Annotated in this window: 15 protein-coding genes; 6 read left to right on the forward strand and 9 right to left on the reverse strand. The window is 70.1% G+C overall.

Annotation, left to right across the window (positions count from 1 at the left end):
- The first annotated feature begins 23 nt into the window (after positions 1-23).
- Complete coding sequence (locus tag IEY12_RS02395; RefSeq protein WP_188878103.1) at positions 24-914, forward strand: GAF domain-containing protein; 891 nt, start codon at positions 24-26, stop codon at positions 912-914.
- Entirely contained in the window at positions 907-1,560 is a 654-nt protein-coding gene (locus IEY12_RS02400) for a DUF7504 family protein (protein WP_188878108.1), read from the forward strand. Before IEY12_RS02395 ends, IEY12_RS02400 begins: the two co-directional genes overlap by 8 nt.
- Before the next feature lie 49 nt (positions 1,561-1,609).
- Here the strand turns inward: IEY12_RS02400 and IEY12_RS02405 are convergent, their stop codons facing one another.
- The gene (locus tag IEY12_RS02405; protein WP_188878114.1) at positions 1,610-2,974 is read right to left on the reverse strand and encodes an aminotransferase class III-fold pyridoxal phosphate-dependent enzyme; all 1,365 of its coding nucleotides are present in this window, start codon (positions 2,972-2,974) and stop codon (positions 1,610-1,612) included.
- A gap of 42 nt (positions 2,975-3,016) precedes the next feature.
- A complete protein-coding gene (locus IEY12_RS02410) occupies positions 3,017-4,351 on the reverse strand; it encodes an MgtC/SapB family protein (RefSeq protein WP_188878127.1) in 1,335 nt (444 codons plus the stop codon).
- Between the two features lie 77 nt (positions 4,352-4,428).
- Here IEY12_RS02410 and IEY12_RS02415 point away from each other — a divergent pair, with 77 nt between their 5' ends.
- The gene (locus tag IEY12_RS02415; RefSeq protein ID WP_188878131.1) at positions 4,429-5,595 is read left to right on the forward strand and encodes an AI-2E family transporter; all 1,167 of its coding nucleotides are present in this window, start codon (positions 4,429-4,431) and stop codon (positions 5,593-5,595) included.
- Here IEY12_RS02415 and IEY12_RS02420 read toward each other — a convergent pair.
- The gene (locus IEY12_RS02420; RefSeq protein WP_188878134.1) at positions 5,592-5,834 is read right to left on the reverse strand and encodes a hypothetical protein; all 243 of its coding nucleotides are present in this window, start codon (positions 5,832-5,834) and stop codon (positions 5,592-5,594) included. The genes IEY12_RS02415 and IEY12_RS02420 overlap by 4 nt on opposite strands.
- 147 nt (positions 5,835-5,981) lie before the next feature.
- Between IEY12_RS02420 and IEY12_RS02425 the strand changes: the two genes are divergently transcribed.
- Positions 5,982-7,547 carry an SLC13 family permease gene (locus tag IEY12_RS02425; protein ID WP_188878158.1) on the forward strand — a complete coding sequence of 522 codons (1,566 nt, stop codon included), beginning with the start codon at positions 5,982-5,984 and terminating at the stop codon, positions 7,545-7,547.
- A 1-nt stretch (position 7,548) separates the two neighbouring features.
- Here IEY12_RS02425 and IEY12_RS02430 read toward each other — a convergent pair whose 3' ends face one another.
- The 4 genes from IEY12_RS02430 to dhaK all read right to left on the reverse strand — a co-directional run bounded on the left by IEY12_RS02430 (position 7,549) and on the right by dhaK (position 10,276).
- Complete coding sequence (locus tag IEY12_RS02430) at positions 7,549-7,824, reverse strand: PadR family transcriptional regulator (protein ID WP_123075872.1); 276 nt, start codon at positions 7,822-7,824, stop codon at positions 7,549-7,551.
- A gap of 356 nt (positions 7,825-8,180) precedes the next feature.
- The gene (gene dhaM / locus IEY12_RS02435) at positions 8,181-8,561 is read right to left on the reverse strand and encodes a dihydroxyacetone kinase phosphoryl donor subunit DhaM (RefSeq protein ID WP_188878173.1); all 381 of its coding nucleotides are present in this window, start codon (positions 8,559-8,561) and stop codon (positions 8,181-8,183) included.
- Entirely contained in the window at positions 8,562-9,278 is a 717-nt protein-coding gene (gene dhaL, locus IEY12_RS02440; RefSeq protein ID WP_188878175.1) for a dihydroxyacetone kinase subunit DhaL, read from the reverse strand.
- A complete protein-coding gene (dhaK, locus tag IEY12_RS02445) occupies positions 9,275-10,276 on the reverse strand; it encodes a dihydroxyacetone kinase subunit DhaK (protein WP_188878177.1) in 1,002 nt (333 codons plus the stop codon). The genes dhaL and dhaK overlap by 4 nt, the downstream gene beginning before the upstream one ends.
- A 97-nt stretch (positions 10,277-10,373) precedes the next feature.
- Between dhaK and IEY12_RS02450 the strand changes: the two genes are divergently transcribed.
- Both IEY12_RS02450 and IEY12_RS02455 read left to right on the forward strand, forming a co-directional pair.
- Entirely contained in the window at positions 10,374-11,093 is a 720-nt protein-coding gene (locus tag IEY12_RS02450; RefSeq protein WP_188878179.1) for a DUF7117 family protein, read from the forward strand.
- 219 nt (positions 11,094-11,312) lie between these two features.
- Positions 11,313-12,425: a glutamate-cysteine ligase family protein gene (locus IEY12_RS02455; RefSeq protein WP_188878183.1), complete on the forward strand. Its 1,113-nt coding sequence runs from the start codon at positions 11,313-11,315 to the stop codon at positions 12,423-12,425.
- A 9-nt stretch (positions 12,426-12,434) separates the two neighbouring features.
- On the opposite strand, the gene IEY12_RS02460 is transcribed toward IEY12_RS02455, so the two are convergent.
- A complete protein-coding gene (locus IEY12_RS02460) occupies positions 12,435-13,328 on the reverse strand; it encodes a tetrahydrofolate dehydrogenase/cyclohydrolase catalytic domain-containing protein (RefSeq protein ID WP_188878197.1) in 894 nt (297 codons plus the stop codon).
- Between the two features lie 279 nt (positions 13,329-13,607).
- Positions 13,608-14,855, reverse strand: coding sequence for a serine hydroxymethyltransferase (gene glyA, locus IEY12_RS02465; protein WP_188878201.1), 1,248 nt, complete (start codon positions 14,853-14,855; stop codon positions 13,608-13,610).
- Between the last annotated feature and the right edge of the window lie 13 nt (positions 14,856-14,868).

Here is a 14,868-nt window from a genome sequence, read left to right on the forward strand (position 1 = left end):
GCCCCGGCGGCGAAGTGCGAGCGATGATCCTCTGTGTCGACCCCGACGCGGACGCGCTCGCGGCGACCCGCGACGCGCTCGCGGACGCCGGGTACGAGACGGCGACGGCGGGGACGGCCGCCGAGGCGTACGACGCGCTCGAGGCGACTGACTCGACCACTCTCGACGCGCTCGTCACCGAGTACGAACTGCCGGACGGCACCGGCCTCGAACTCGTTCGCGGGGTTCGCGAGCGCGCACCGGACACCACCTGTATCCTCTTCACCTCGACGCCCGTCACGGACGTCGACACCGCCGCGTTCGGCGACGTCATCGCGGACTACATCGCGAAGGACGACCCGGAGTCCCGCGCGGAGCTCCGCGACGTCCTCGAGCACGCGATCGCGTTCCAGTGCCAGACCGCCTACCCGCTCCCGGAGGACGAGGACGCGCGTCTCGCGGCGCTCGAGCGGTACGCGCTGGACGCCGACGCGCTCGGAAGCGCCCTCGACCGACTGGGGGAACTCGCGACCGCGCTCTTCGACGTCGAGGCGGCCGCGATCGGCCTCATCGACGCCCACGAGCAGCGCTTTCTCGCCTGCCACGGCATCGCGTTCGACCCGATAGAGCGCGAGGAGACGGTCTGCACGTACGCGCTCCTCGACGAGGACGTGACGGTGATCGAGGACGTGAGCGAGGACCCGCGCTTCGAGGCGAACGAGAGCCTGCGCGCGGCCGGTATCGCGTTCTACGCGAGCGCGTCGCTCGTCACGCCGGACGGGCAGGCGATCGGGACGTTCTGCGTCTACGACGACGAACCCCGGTCGTTCGGGGAGCGCGAGCGCGAACTCCTCACCATGCTCGCCGACGAGGCGATGGAGCAACTCGAGCTCCGGCGCGAGCGCGCCGAGAACGGGGGTGGTGCCGATGCGTGAGGGCGCCTACGGCTTCGAGGGGCTGCCGCTCGCGGACGTCGAGGCGGGGTCGAGCGTCCTGATCGCTGGACCGCCCCACGGCGGGGCGCGGACGCTCGCGCTCCGCATGCTCGCGGGGGCGGCCGAGGAGGGGACGGTGGTCGTGACGACGAACCGCCGCGCGGGGCGACTCGCCGGTGACTGCGAGCGCGCCGGAATCGCCATGGACGCGGAGCGCACCGCGATCATCGACTGCGTCGGCGGGGAGGACGCGGACGTATCCGCTCGCGTCCTCCCGGTCTCCGGCCCTTCGGACCTCACGGGAATCGGGATGCGCTTCTCGGACGTCCATCGCTCCTTCGAGCGCGCGGGCGTCGACGGCGTGCGGACCGGCGTCTGCTCGCTCTCGACGCTGCTCTCGTTCGGCGAACTCCAGTCCGTCTCGCGCTTCGTGCACACGCTCGTCGGCCGTGTCGACAGCGTCGACGGCCTCGGCGTCTTCCTCGTCGATCCGGCGATGCACGACGAGCGCGCGCTCAGCACGCTCTCGCAGTTCTGCTCGGGTCGCATCGACGTTCGGGAGGGCGAGGACGGCGCGGAGTTCCGCGTTCGCGGCCTCTCCGGGCAGTCCCGCGAGTGGGTCGGCTTCGACGCGACGCTGGAGTAGCGCGCCCGCCACGGCGGCGACGGCCGCGAGGGCGCGTCGGGACCCGCTCTCAGACGACGTCGCCGCCCGCGCCGGCCTGCGTGACGCGCGGGTCGTCGAGGGCGTCCGCGAGGATGGCGAACCCGAGGTCGATCTCGCGCTCGGTGGCGTCGAGCGGCGGGAGGAGTCGGAGGGTCTTGTGCCCGCAGCCGAGCGTGAGGAGGCCGCGCGTCAGGCAGGCCTTCATGAGCGCGCCGCGTCGTTCCTTCGAGTCGAGCTCGATGGCGAGCATCAGGCCGCGCCCGCGAACGTCGGTGACGTACTCCGAATCGAGGTCGGTGAGGAGGTCGGTGAACTGGCGGCCGCGCTCGCGGACGTTCGCGAGGAGGTCGTGCTCGTGGATTGCCTCGATGGTGGCGACGCCCTGCGCGGACGCGAGGAGGTCGCCGGCGCCCCACGTCGAGGAGAGCCGGCCGGTCTCCTCGGGGAAGAGGTCCTCGTTCGCGACGGTCGCGCCCACCCGAAGCCCCTTCGCGGACGTGATGACGTCCGGGTCGAGGTCGAGGTGGTCGATGCCCCACATCTCGCCGGTGCGGCCGAGGCCGGACTGGATCTCGTCGCTGATGACCTTGAAGCCGTGCTCCTCTTTGGCGGCGGCGATGTCGCGGGCGAACTCGTCGTTCGCGACGCGGTAGCCGCCCTCGCCCTGCTGTGGCTCCAGGATCACGAACGCGAGTTCGTCGGCGGGGACGGGTCCGCGAGTGGGGTGGAGGGCGTCCGCGAGGCGGTTCCCACCGGGGCCGTCCGTCTTCCACCCGCAGGTGCACTCGCCCTCGCAGGCGCAGTAGGGGAGGCTGAGGACGCCCGGCACTTCCGGGAATCCGCGGCGCTGGACGGCCTTCGAGCGATTGAGCGAGAGCGCGCCGAGAGTGCGGCCGTGGAACGCCCCATCGAAGGTGACGCCGCGGTGCCCGCGCTCGGCGTAGCAGATCTTGATGGCGTTCTCGACGGCTTCGGCGCCCGAGTTGGAGAGGAACGCGGTGTCGAGGGCGTAGTGGCTCGTGGCGTCCGTGAGCCGGTCGAGCAGTTGGGTGGGCCCGGGGAGGTCGGGGTCCTCGACGCTCCCGCCGCCGCTGACGTAGAAGTCCTGGCCGGCGATCTTCATGGGGTCGACGAGGTCGAACGACTCGAGCTTCTCGAGTATCTTCGGGTTGTTGTAGCCGAGGGGCGCGGAGGCGACGTGCGCGGTGAAGTCGAGGAGGACGTTCCCGTCGACGTCCGTGCAGAAGGGGCCGACGGCGTCCTCGGTGATGTCCCAGACGAAGTCGTAGACGTAGGTGCTCGGGGCGGCGTGCTCGTGGTGGCGCTCGACCCATTCGCGGGCGCGCTCCCCGGGGAAGGAGTCGACGCGGACCTCGGCGGTGTCCCTGTCCATACCCCGTCTGGGGCCGGCGCCCTCCTAAAGACCGCGACCGCGCTACACGAGGAGGACGGCGACGCCGGCGGCGACGAGGAGGCCGGCGCTCGCGGTGACGACGCCGCGAGCGAACGCCCGGTTCGAACTCGCGGCGGCGAGCCCGGCCTTCACGACGATGCTCGCGCCGGTGGCGAGCATGACGGCGACGGCGGCCTCGTTCGCGGCGAGTTCGCCGGTGCGGTAGAGGACGACGGCGGAGGTGGCGACGCCGGCGGAGGAGACGAGGCCGGAGCCGACGGCGGTGACGTAGAAGCCGAGCGCGCCGAACGCGCCGCTCGCGAGGCCGCTCCCGGCGACGATGAGGAGGAAGATGGCGCCGAAGCCGAGGGCGTTCCGCAGCGAGAACGGGCTGGAGAGCTCGACGTCGACGGTCGTCCGCCAGTCGGCGACGGCGTAGGCGACGGCGACGCTCCCGAGGACGACGACGGCGAGCGGAACGCCGACGGCGACGAGCGGCGGGTCGGCGTAGCCGAGTGTGAAGACGACGACGATGACGAGGTTGCGAAGCGCCATCGCGGCGTTCGCGAGGAGGACGCCCGCGACGGCGTAGTCGGCGGCGTCCTCGTCCCGGGAGACGTGGTCGAGCATCGTCCCGACGACCGCCGTTGAGGACGCGAGGCCGCCGAAGAAGCCGGTGACGGCGATGCCGCGACTCCCGTAGGCCTTCACGACGACGTAGTTCGCGATGCCGATGCCGGCGACGAAGACGACCATCAGCCAGACGACGCGGGGTTCGATCTGGACGCCGTAGCTCGCGACGCCGAGCGTGTACGTGCCGGCGGGGAGGAGCGGGTAGACGACGAACGCGATGATGGCGAATTCGGCGGTCGAGCGGAGTTCCTCGGCGGAGAGGCCCCACGCGAGCTCGTGGAGCTCGCGCTTGAAGACGAGGAGGAGCGACGAGGTGACGGCGACGACGGTCGCGGGCAGTATCTCGCCGAGGCCGACGAGGAGGCCGACGCCGTACGCGACGAGGAGGCTGACGGCGGTGGTGAGGTGGAGGCTCGTCTCCGCCCCGCCGGAGCCGCGACGCAGGCCGTCGAGCATCAGGACGCCCGCGAGGACGACGACGAAGCCCGCGCCGACGGCGGAGAGGAGGGGGAGACAGCCCGCGCCGATGGCGCCGTCGACCGGGGTGACGCCGCACGTCGCGGCGTCGAAGGTGGTGAAGACGGTGCCGAGGACGCTGATGAGCGCGAACGTCCGGATGCCGGCGGCCTTCTGCGACCACTCGCGTTCGAGGCCGAGGAACAGTCCGAGGCCGACGGCGACGCCGAGGCGGACGACGCGGCTGTCGATAGGGGCGGCGGCGAGTGTGCTCGCGAGGTCGGCCACGACCACCGTACCACGGGTCGCACGAAAAAAGACACGGGTGTGGGTGGGTTTTTGCCACCCGAGGGTGACGTGTCCGTATGGACTCGAGGTGGGACATCGACCGCGCCCGACTCGGCTGGTGGGTGACGGGGCTCGCGCTTGCGAGCGTCCTCGCCTACGTCGTCTACTCGTTCATCGGGACGTTCGTCTTCGGCCTCTTCATCTACTACGCCATCCGGCCGGTCTATCGGCAGTTACGGACGCGTATCCGCCCGCCGTCGCTCGCGGCGGCGGTGAGCATCGTCGCGTTCGCGCTCCCGGCGCTCCTCCTCCTCGCGTACGTCTCCGCGATCGGCCTCCAGGAGTTCAACGCCTACCTGACCGCGCATCCGGACAGCTTCGAGCAGCTGGAGGCGATGCTCCAGCCGTACATCGACGTCTCGAGCATCGTCCAAGACCCCCAGTCGATACTGGACTCGCCGGACGCGCTCGCGGCGGTGCGGCAGATACTCGAGGCCGCACAGGGCTACCTCGGCTTCTTCGGGAGCGTCGCGATCCACGCGTTCATGATGCTCATCATCGTCTTCTACCTGCTGCGCGACGACCAGCGCCTCGCGTCGTGGTTCCACCGGCGCTTCGACGACGCGGACGGCGTCGTGCACGCGTACGCGAAGCGCATCGACCGCGACTTCTCGATCATCTTCTTCGGGAACATCCTGAACGCGGTGATGACGGCGGCGATCGGCGGCATCTCCTACAGCCTCCTCGATTACGCCGCGCCCGCAGGCGTCGGGATCCCGTATCCGGCGCTCGTCGGCCTGCTCGTCGGCATCGCGAGCCTCGTCCCCGTCGTCGGCATCAAACTCGTCTACGTCCCGGTGAGCCTCCTCCTGCTCTTCCGGGCGTCGAGCGCTGCGCCGGGCGCGTTCTGGTTCCCGGCGGTCTTCGTCGCCGTCTCCTTCGTCATCGTGGACGTCATCCCGGACCTCGTGTTGCGCCCGTACGTCTCCGGGCGGAACCTCCACCTCGGGATGGTGATGCTCGCGTACACGTTCGGGCCGCTGCTCTTCGGGTGGCACGGCATCTTCCTCGGGCCGATGCTCCTCGTGCTCGTCGTCCACTTCGTCCGCCTCGTCCTCCCGGAGCTGCTCGCGGGCGCGCGCATCGAACCCGAGGCCGTCGGGCCGTCCATGGTCACCGCCGACACCGTCCAGACGTCGCTCGCCGACGTGACGGCCTCCGTGCGGTCGGACGAGGAGGACTAGTCGAGTTCGGTGCCGTCCCGGGGACAGTAGCGGACCTCGGGGTCGCTCGTCGCGTACCCGCACTCGGGGCAGGCGCGGCGCGTGAGCGACTCACGTTCGTCGTCGCGTCCGCGAAAGAGCAGGGGGACGAACGGGACGAGCAGGAAGCAGAGGACCCACCCGGTGTAGTAATAGATCGCGGCGCTGGCGGCGAGCGAGGCGAGCAGGCCGACGAGCGCGGTGGCGTGTCGCGACTGCATACACGCGTCTACGCCGAGGCGGTGGTTGTCGGTTCCGGACGGCGGTTGCGCGGCGACCGACGTGTTCGTGGGCCGTCACGTCCGCGAACCGGCCGGTCGAAGATCGTTAATCATTAACCGAAGAATTGGGAATGGTGGTCTGAATCAATGATACGACCGGATCTATCGACCCAGCGCGGCCGACTCGCCGTCGTCGCGTTCGCGGCGCTCGCCACCGTGCTGATCGCACTCGCACCGACCCCCGAAGGGCTCTCGCTCGCCGGGAAGTACGCCGTCGCGACGCTCATCTTCGCGGCGATCTGCTGGGTCAGCGGCGCGCTCCCGCTCGCCGTCACGGCGCTCTCGATTCCGGTGTTGCTCACCGCGTTCGGGATCTACGGCGACATCGACGCCGCGCTCGCGCCGTTCGCCGACCACCTCATCTTCCTCTTCATCGCGGGCTTCATGCTCGCGAACGCGCTCCAGAAGTACGACATCGACCGCCGGGTCGCGCTCTGGCTCATGGCGACGATGGGCTCCTCGCCGCGGAAGCTCATCGGCGCGGTCATGATCGCCACCGCGTTCTTCTCGATGTGGGTGTCGAACACCGCGACGTCCGCGATGATGGCGCCCATCGCCGTCGGCGTCCTCACGCAGGTCATCGGCCGCGAGGACCTGCGCGAGCAGGGCGACGAGGGCTCCTTCACGAACATGCAGGTCGCGATGCTGCTCGGCACCGCGTACGCCGCCTCGGTGGGCGGCGTCGGCACCCTCATCGGCACGCCGCCGAACGCAATCGTCGCCGGCCAACTCGAGCAGCTCCTCAACTACGAGATCACGTTCTTCGACTGGCTCCTCATCGGCATCCCCATCGTCGTCGTCACGCTCCCCATCGTCTGGTTCGTGCTCACGTACGTCCTCTTCCCGCCGGAGGTCGACGACGTGAGCGACGCGCGCGCCGAGGCCCGTCGCTACCTCCGCGAGGAGGGCGACCTCCCGCGCGAGGGCCGGATCGTCGCCGGCATCTTCGGCGCGACGGCGCTCCTCTGGGTGCTCGGCGGCCTCGGCGACTTCCTCCAGCCGTACATGAGCGCCGTGACGTACACGACGGTCTTCGGCGGTTCCGGTGAGACGCTGCTCGGTACGACGAACGGCCATCAGGGGCTCCTCTACTACGTGATGGTCGGCCTCTACGCGATCCCCGCGCTCGTCCTCTTCGACACGATGGAGTGGGAGGAGCTCGAGGACATCGACTGGGGCACCATCCTGCTGTTCGGCGGCGGCCTCTCGCTCGCCGCCGGGTTCGCGGAGACCGGCGCGACGAAGTGGATCGCGGAGACGGTGTTCAACGCGCTGACGGGCGCGCCCATCGTCCTCATCGTCGCCGTCGTCGTCCTCCTCATCATCTTCCTCACGGAGATGACGTCGAACACCGCGACCGCGACCATCATCGTCCCCGTGCTCATCAGCCTCGGCGGCGTGCTCGCGGCGACGCTCGGACTCGCGGACTACGCGGCCGCGATCTTCCTCGCGGTCTCCGGCGCCGTCGCTGCCTCCTTCGCGTTCGCGCTCCCGGTCGCGACCCCGCCGAACGCCATCGTCTTCGGCAGCGGCTACCTGGAGCAGAAACACATGATGCGCGCGGGCGTCGTCCTGAACCTCGTGATGACGGCCGTGCTGACCGTCCTCATCTACGCGCTGTTCACCTTCCTCTGGCCGGTCGTCCTCTGGTAACTCAGAGGTCGACGTACTCGTCCTCCCACTCGCGACGCGCTTCGAGTTCGCGTCGCCCGCGACGCGTCAGCGTGTAGTAGTTCGTTCGCTGGTCGAGTTGTCCCTTGTCGACGAGCCCCTTGTCGACGAGCGTGTCGAGGTTCGGGTAGAGTCGGCCGTGGTGGACCTCGCTCTCGTAGTACTCCTCGAGCTCCTCCTTGATCGCCAGCCCGTGCGGTTCGTCCCCACCCGCGATGACGTACATCAGATCTCGCTGAAACCCTGTCAGGTCGTTCATGTTACTACTGCCGATTGTCCGTATGCGGGTCGGTACTATAATTGTGGTGTAGTCGCGCCCGATATAATGTAATAAAAATAAACTGATGTGTCTGTGCACGTGACCGCCAGCGCGGGTCGCGGCACCACTCACTTTTGACGACACATTTATTACCACAGGGGCATTGGGTACAGGTGACGCTTCGCTTTGGAGGGCCGAAGCGTCAGCGGGGACCAATTCAGGGCGGCAGCGGCCGACCGGGCTGTTCCCGGTCGGCCGCTTCCATTCCGTTGCGTTTACCCGTGAGCGACGTTCTGCGTCGCTCGCTTTTCGAATACTACCACTCGATAGCGTCGCGTCCGTTCTGCGAGAGCGACCTACAGTTTCGACATCCCCCGCGCCTCCTCGGCGGCGTCGAGCGTCGAGTGGAGCGTCGCCTTCGATCCCGCCGCGTGAACGGCGGCGTTGACGGCGCCCTCGAGCACGGGCGCGTCCGCGAGCACCGCCTCGACGTCCGCCATCTCGACGGCGAGTTCGGCGTTCATCACCGCGCTCCCGAGGTCGACGAGCACGACGACGCCCTCGCCGTCGTCGGCCTCCTCGACACCGGCCGCGATGGCGTCCGCGTCCGTCCCGATGCCCCCGTCCGGGTCGCCGCCCGCCGCGACGAGCGATACCTCCTGAGCCATCTGCGCGGCCACCTCGACGATTCCCTCGGCGGCCGTCGCGCTGTGCGAGACGACGAGCAAGCCGACCATCTACGCGTCCCCCCCGTCCCCGGCGTCGCCGTGGACGGCGGCGTCGGCCGCGCTCGCGTCGTCGACCGACGCCTCGCCGAGTCGGTCTTCGGCGGTCGCGAGCAGTTCCTCGAGGACGAAGAGGGTGCTCGTCGCGCCCGGGTCGCGGTGGCCGACCCCGCGCAGGCCGAGATAGGACGCCCGACCCTTCGAGGCGCGCAACGGCACCGTGTATTCGACGCCGCGTCGGGCGGCGTCGACGGCCTTCGCGAGCGCATCCACGGACGGGAGGTCGTCCTCCTCGACGGCGCGCTGGAAGGTGTGGACGGCGGGCGTCACCGCGTCCACCATCGTCTTGTCACCGGGGCGCGCGCCGCCGCGCTCGGTGAGCTTCTCGCGGTAGGCCTCGGCGAACGCGACCGCGCTCTCGGCGTCGAGGCCGCCCTCGAGTTCCTGTGAGGCGGACAGCACGGAGCCGCCGTAGAGCGGACCGGCCGCGCCGCCGACCTCGGAGACGAGCGTCGTCCCGACCGTCTTCACGGCCTCGTCGATGGGTTTCCCCGCGAGCTCGTCGCGCTTCTCGGTGACGGCGCTGATGCCGCGCGCGAGGTTGTTCCCGTGGTCGGCGTCGCCGATTCGGGAGTCGAGTTCCGTGAGGTACGCCTGCTCGTCGTGGAGGCGCTCGTCGATGCGCTCGAGCGCGTCGAGCAGCGCCTCGGTATCCGAGTCCGCGCTCATTCGCCCACCGTGAGCGCGGGCGTCTCGGCGGGCGCCGCGAGCAGTTCCTTCAGTTCGTCGTCGACCCGGCAGACAGTCACCGAACAGCCCTTCATGTCGAGGCTGGTCATGTAGTCGCCGACCCACGCGTCGTGGACGTCGACGCCCGCCTCGTCGAGGCGTTCGGCGACGCGACGCTGGACGATGTAGAGTTCGGAGAGCGGCGTCCCCCCCATCCCGTTCACGATCGTGACGACTTCCTCGCCGGCCGCGACGTCGAGGTCATCGAGGACGTGGTCGAGGAGGGTGTCCGCCACCTCGTCCGCGGACGCCGTCTCCGTGCGCTCGACGCCGGGTTCGCCGTGGATGCCGATACCGAGTTCCATCTCGTCGTCCGCGAGGTCGAAGGTCTCCTCGCCCTTCTCGGGCGTGACGCAGGAGGTGAGCGCCATCCCCATCGTCCCGACGTTGTCGACGACCTTCTCGGCGACGCGCGCCACCTCATCGAGGTCCGCGCCCGCGGCGGCCTTCGCGCCCGCGCACTTGTGGACGAGGATGGTCCCGCAGACGCCGCGCCGCCCGCTCGTGTAGAGGGAGTCCTCGACGGCGACGTCGTCGTTGACGACGACCTGCTCGACGTCCTCGACGCCCTCCATACCGGCCATCTCCGCGCCGGTGTCGAAGTTCATCACGTCGCCCTCGTAGTTCTTCACGACGCAGAGGACGCCCGCGCCGCCGTCGGCGGCGTCGATGAGTGCCGAAAACTCGTCGGCGGTCGGCGAGGTGAACACCGCGCCGGCGGCCGCGCCGTCGAGCATGCCCTCCCCGACGTAGCCCGCGTGGGTCGGTTCGTGGCCGCTCCCACCGCCGGTGACGACGGCGACCTTCCCCTCGACGGGCCCGTCCGCGCGGACGAGGACGTCGGTGCCGTCGAGGCGTCGCAGGCCGTCGTGTGCCGCGACCATCCCGTCCAGCATCTCGTCGACGTACGCTGTCGGCTCGTTGATGAGCTTGTCCATGGTTCATCGTACCAAACGCGGTGGGTGACAAAAACGTTCGCGCCGGTGTGCGTCCGAACGGGACACGCTTTTTCGCGCGTCTCCCCCACGTGTCCGTATGGAAGTACGCGGGGAACGCGAGTGCACGGCCTGCGGGACGGAGTGGTCGTACTACGAGACGGGGAGCATCGCCTGCCCGTCGTGCGGGAGCATCAAGAGCGTCGCGACGGAGGCGGAGCGCCGCGAGCAGACCGACCTCGCGCCGACGCTCGAACTGGACGACGCCGTCGCGGCCGCCGGCGACGACGACTACCGGACGGCCGCCGAGCGCGCCCGCGAGGCCGCGCGCCGATACACGCACGGTCGGGGGTTCCTCCGGGGCGGCGACCTCCTCGACCTCGACGACACCGTGCTCGCGGCGTGGGAACTGCGCTACGTCGCCTCGGCGTTCGCGCGCGCCTTCGACCACACCGAGGCGGAGTCCTTCTACTTCGTCTCGCTGCTGCGCGGCGCCCCCGACGGCGAGCGTCCACCGGCGAGCGAGGTTCCGGAGTCGATGCGCGCCGCGCGCGGGAACGGCTACGCGGACGCCGTCGCCGACTACCGCGACGACCTCCGACGATACCTCGACGACGGCCCGGAGTGGGAGGGGATAGCGGGACTCCTCGAGTCGCTGGACGACCACGTCCGCCGGATGCACGCGCTCGACGGCGAGGTCCCGCCGGCCGAGGCGGACGCGCTCGTCGCGGCGGCGCGCTCTATCGGTCGGTACGCCCGCGACGGCGACGCGAGCGCCCGGGAGGACGCCCGCGAGACGCTCGCGGCGCTCGAAAACTGAGCGTACGACCCGGTATTCTGGGGTCGGTACCTAGAGTTCAAGATATTAAATCCGAGATAAGCGAACGTTCGGGCACCGACACCCGACTCCACCTGCCCGCTCTGGAGTCGACAAGCGATAAGTTTCTTATACCCGCATCGGCAACGGTCGGATGGTATAACATAACATGGCACAGGTCGCGTCGCTTCGTCCACCACCCACCGGGTCGCCACGTAGCCAGTGACACCGCCAGACACAGAGCCGATACGTCGGAGCATCGAGGTCGAGTACTGGGTCGTCGACGAGGAGGGCCGACTCGCCGTGCCGGACGGGCTCGCGGACGCCGCGCCCGGCGTCGAGCGCGAGTTCGTCGAGCCGCTCCTCGAGATAAAGACGACGCCGTGCGAGACGACCGACGAGCTGCGGGCCGAGCTGTACGACCGCGTCGGGAGCGTGCTCCGGCGCGCCGCCGAGGACGGGAAGAAACTCGTCCCGCTCGCGACACCGATCAGCGACGAGGAAATCGCCGAGCACACGAGCGAGCGGACGCGCGTCCAGAACCGCGTCGTCGGCGACGACTTCGCGTACGTCCGGCACTGCGCCGGGACGCACGTCCACGTCGAGCAGCTCCCCGAGCGCGCCATCGACCAGTTGAACACCTTCATCGCGCTCGACCCCGCGCTCGCGCTCTGCAACTCCTCGCCGTACTATCGCGGGCGACGTCTCGCCGCCGGCGCGCGCTCGAAGCTCTATCGGCGTCTCGCCTACGCCGACGTCCCCCATCAGGGGTGGCTCTGGCCGTACGTCGAGGACCGCGAGGAGTGGGTCCGGCGCCTCGAACGCCGCTACGAGGACTTCGTCCACGCCGCCGCCGACGCCGGCGTCGACCGGCGCGTCGTCCAGCGCTGCTTCGAGCCCGAGAGCGTCGTCTGGACGCCCGTTCAACTCCGCGAGGAGTTCGGCACCGTCGAGTGGCGCTCCCCGGACGCCGCGCTCCCCGCCGACGTCGTCCGCCTCGCCGACCGACTCGCCGAGACGACCGACCGCCTCCGCGACGCCGACGTCCGCATCGAGGGCGACGCCGGGCGCGTCGGCGAGGGCGACGTCGTCCTCCCCGAGTTCGACGTCGTGCTCGGCTACGTCGACGCCGCCATCGAGGACGGCCTCGACTCCACCGCCGTCGAGAGCTACCTCGAGCGGATGGGCTTCGACGTGGACGCCTACGACCCCGTCACCCACCGACTCGAGGACGACGACCCGCTCGCCCGCGAGGACGCGCGCGCCGTCCGCCTCGAACACGCCGACCGACTCGCCGCCGACGTCCGCGAGCGTGCGGCGGTGGGCGGCGACTGAGCCGCCGGCCTACGGGAGCGTGACGTCGACGTCCGCGAGGTCGCCGGCGGCCTTCACGGTGTTGTAGAGGAGCATCGCGCGCGTCATCGGCCCCACACCGCCCGGCGAGGGCGTGATGACGTCCGCCTTCTCCTTCGCGCTCTCGAAGTCCACGTCGCCGGTGAGCCGGTACCCCTTCTCGGTGTCCGCGTCCACGCGGTTCGTCCCGACGTCGACGACCACCGCGCCCTCCTTGAGCATCGAGCCGTCGATGAACTCGGGGACGCCGGCGGCGGCGACGACGACGTCCGCGCGCGTCGTGTGCGCCTCGAGGTCGTCGGTTCGCGAGTGACAGACCGTCACGGTGGCGTTCCCGCCCTCGTCGCGCTGGAGGAAGAGGTTCGCGAGCGGCTTGCCGACGATGTCCGAGCGCCCGACGACGACGACGTCCTTCCCCGCCATCTCGACGTCCGCCGACGCGAGGAGCTTCTGGACGCCGTGGGGCGTGCAGGGCTTGAAGCGCGCGTCGCCCGCGACGAGGCGCCCGACGTTCTCCGGGTGGAAGCCGTCGACGTCCTTCGCCGGGTCGATCCGGCGGAGGACCTCCCGGTCGTCGACGTGGTCCGGGACGGGCAGCTGCACGAGGATGCCGTGGACGTCGGGGTCCGCGTTCAGTTCGTCGATGGTCTCGTAGAGCTCCTCGGCGGGCGCGTCGGGGTCGATCTCGACGTGGATGCCGTTGATGCCGACCTCCTCGCAGTCGCGCTGCTTCATCGAGACGTAGGTGGCCGAGGCGTCGTCGTCGCTCATCAGCACCGTGGCGAGCCCGGGCTGGACGCCCGCGTCGTTCAGCGTCTCGATCGCGTCCTCGAGGCCGCTCCGGACGTCGGCGGCGACCGCGTTCCCGTCTACGACGTGCGTCATACCCGTAGTTCCGCCCCGCCCTCCTTTAACACCACGGATACGTGCCTATATCCGCCGAGATACGGCGATAAGTGTACACGGACGTGGGTTATCGTCTCCGCGAGCGCGCGTTGGGATACGCCGCTCGGGACGGCGCCGGCGGGGGGCGAGGCCGTCGACGCCGTAGAGGCGGTCGCCGAGCACGCACCCACGCACACCGGTTCGCCCCCTCGTTGAACGCTCGGGCCGCGCCGGTCGCAGGTTCCCCGCTCGTGTCCCCGAGGCTCTGGGGGAGCCTCGCTACTCGTACAGCGGGTGGTCGTCGCAGAGTTCCTGCACGTCGGCGGCGACCTCCGCGTAGACCTCCTCGTCGCCGAGGTTGTCGATGACGCGCGCGATGAGGTCGCCGACCTCGCGCATCTCCGCCTCCTCGAAGCCGCGCGTCGTGAGCGCGGGCGTCCCCGCACGAATGCCCGACGGGTTGAACGCCGAGCGCGTCTCGCCCGGCACCGTGTTGCCGTTCAGGACGATGCCGACCTCCTCGAGGGCCTCTTCGGCCTCCCCGCCCGTGACGTCGGGGTGGGACTCGCGGAGGTCCGCGAGCACGAGGTGCGTGTCGGTGCCGCCCGAAACGAGCGAGAAGCCGTGCTCTTCGAGGGTCTCACCGAGCACTTCCGCGTTCGTCACGACCTGCGCGGCGTACTCCTTGAACTCGGGGTCGAGGGCCTCACCGAAGCCGACCGCTTTGCCCGCGACGTTGTGCATGAGGGGACCGCCCTGCGCGCCGGGGAAGACGGCGGTGTCGACGGCGTCCGCGTGCTCCTCGTCGCACATGATGATGCCGCCGCGACCCGCGCGGATCGTCTTGTGCGTCGAGCCGGTGACGAAGTCCGCGACGCCCACGGGCGAGGGGTGCTCGCCGGCGGCGACGAGCCCCGTGATGTGCGCGATGTCCGCCATGTGGTAGGCGCCCACCGCGTCGGCGGCCTCCTGAATCGCCTCCCAGTCCACCGTTCGCGGATAGGCGGAGAAGCCGGAGACGATCATGTCCGGCTCGACCTCCTCGGCCTGCCGGGCGAGCGCCTCGTAGTCGAGGCGGCCCGTCTCCGGGTCGACCTCGTAGTGCGTGACGTCGTAGAGCTTGCCCGCGAAGTTCACCGAGTGGCCGTGCGAGAGGTGGCCGCCGTGCGTCAGGTCCAGCGAGAGGATCTTGTCGCCGGGTTCGAGCACGGAGAAGTAGACGCCCATGTTCGCGGAGGAGCCGGAGTGGGGCTGGACGTTGACGTGCTCGGCGCCCCAGAGCTCCTTCGCGCGCTCGATGGCGAGTTCCTCGACGTCGTCCGCGTACTCGCAGCCGCCGTAGTAGCGCTCGCCCGGATAGCCCTCCGCGTACTTGTTCGTCAGCTCCGAGCCCTGCGCCTCGAGCACCGCCTCGCTGACGTGGTTCTCGCTCGCGATCATCGCGAGGGTGTCGTTCTGCCGCTCGCGCTCGCCCGTCAGGGCGTCCGCGACGTCCTCGTCTACTGCCCGAACCCGGTCGTAGCTCATGTTCGAGAACAGG

It is taken from the genome of Halarchaeum grantii (genome assembly GCF_014647455.2).
Taxonomy (GTDB): Archaea; Halobacteriota; Halobacteria; order Halobacteriales; family Halobacteriaceae; genus Halarchaeum; species Halarchaeum grantii.

Excerpts from the sequence above, each read along its gene's own strand:
- IEY12_RS02395 (WP_188878103.1), top strand. The coding sequence starts at position 24 with ATGATCCTCTGTGTCGACCCCGACGCGGACGCGCTCGCGGCGACCCGC.
- IEY12_RS02400 (WP_188878108.1), top strand. The coding sequence starts at position 907 with ATGCGTGAGGGCGCCTACGGCTTCGAGGGGCTGCCGCTCGCGGACGTC.
- IEY12_RS02405 (WP_188878114.1), bottom strand. The coding sequence starts at position 2,974 with ATGGACAGGGACACCGCCGAGGTCCGCGTCGACTCCTTCCCCGGGGAG.
- IEY12_RS02415 (WP_188878131.1), top strand. The coding sequence starts at position 4,429 with ATGGACTCGAGGTGGGACATCGACCGCGCCCGACTCGGCTGGTGGGTG.
- IEY12_RS02420 (WP_188878134.1), bottom strand. The coding sequence starts at position 5,834 with ATGCAGTCGCGACACGCCACCGCGCTCGTCGGCCTGCTCGCCTCGCTC.
- IEY12_RS02425 (WP_188878158.1), top strand. The coding sequence starts at position 5,982 with ATGATACGACCGGATCTATCGACCCAGCGCGGCCGACTCGCCGTCGTC.
- IEY12_RS02430 (WP_123075872.1), bottom strand. The coding sequence starts at position 7,824 with ATGAACGACCTGACAGGGTTTCAGCGAGATCTGATGTACGTCATCGCG.
- dhaM (WP_188878173.1), bottom strand. The coding sequence starts at position 8,561 with ATGGTCGGCTTGCTCGTCGTCTCGCACAGCGCGACGGCCGCCGAGGGA.
- dhaL (WP_188878175.1), bottom strand. The coding sequence starts at position 9,278 with ATGAGCGCGGACTCGGATACCGAGGCGCTGCTCGACGCGCTCGAGCGC.
- dhaK (WP_188878177.1), bottom strand. The coding sequence starts at position 10,276 with ATGGACAAGCTCATCAACGAGCCGACAGCGTACGTCGACGAGATGCTG.
- IEY12_RS02450 (WP_188878179.1), top strand. The coding sequence starts at position 10,374 with ATGGAAGTACGCGGGGAACGCGAGTGCACGGCCTGCGGGACGGAGTGG.
- IEY12_RS02460 (WP_188878197.1), bottom strand. The coding sequence starts at position 13,328 with ATGACGCACGTCGTAGACGGGAACGCGGTCGCCGCCGACGTCCGGAGC.
- glyA (WP_188878201.1), bottom strand. The coding sequence starts at position 14,855 with ATGAGCTACGACCGGGTTCGGGCAGTAGACGAGGACGTCGCGGACGCC.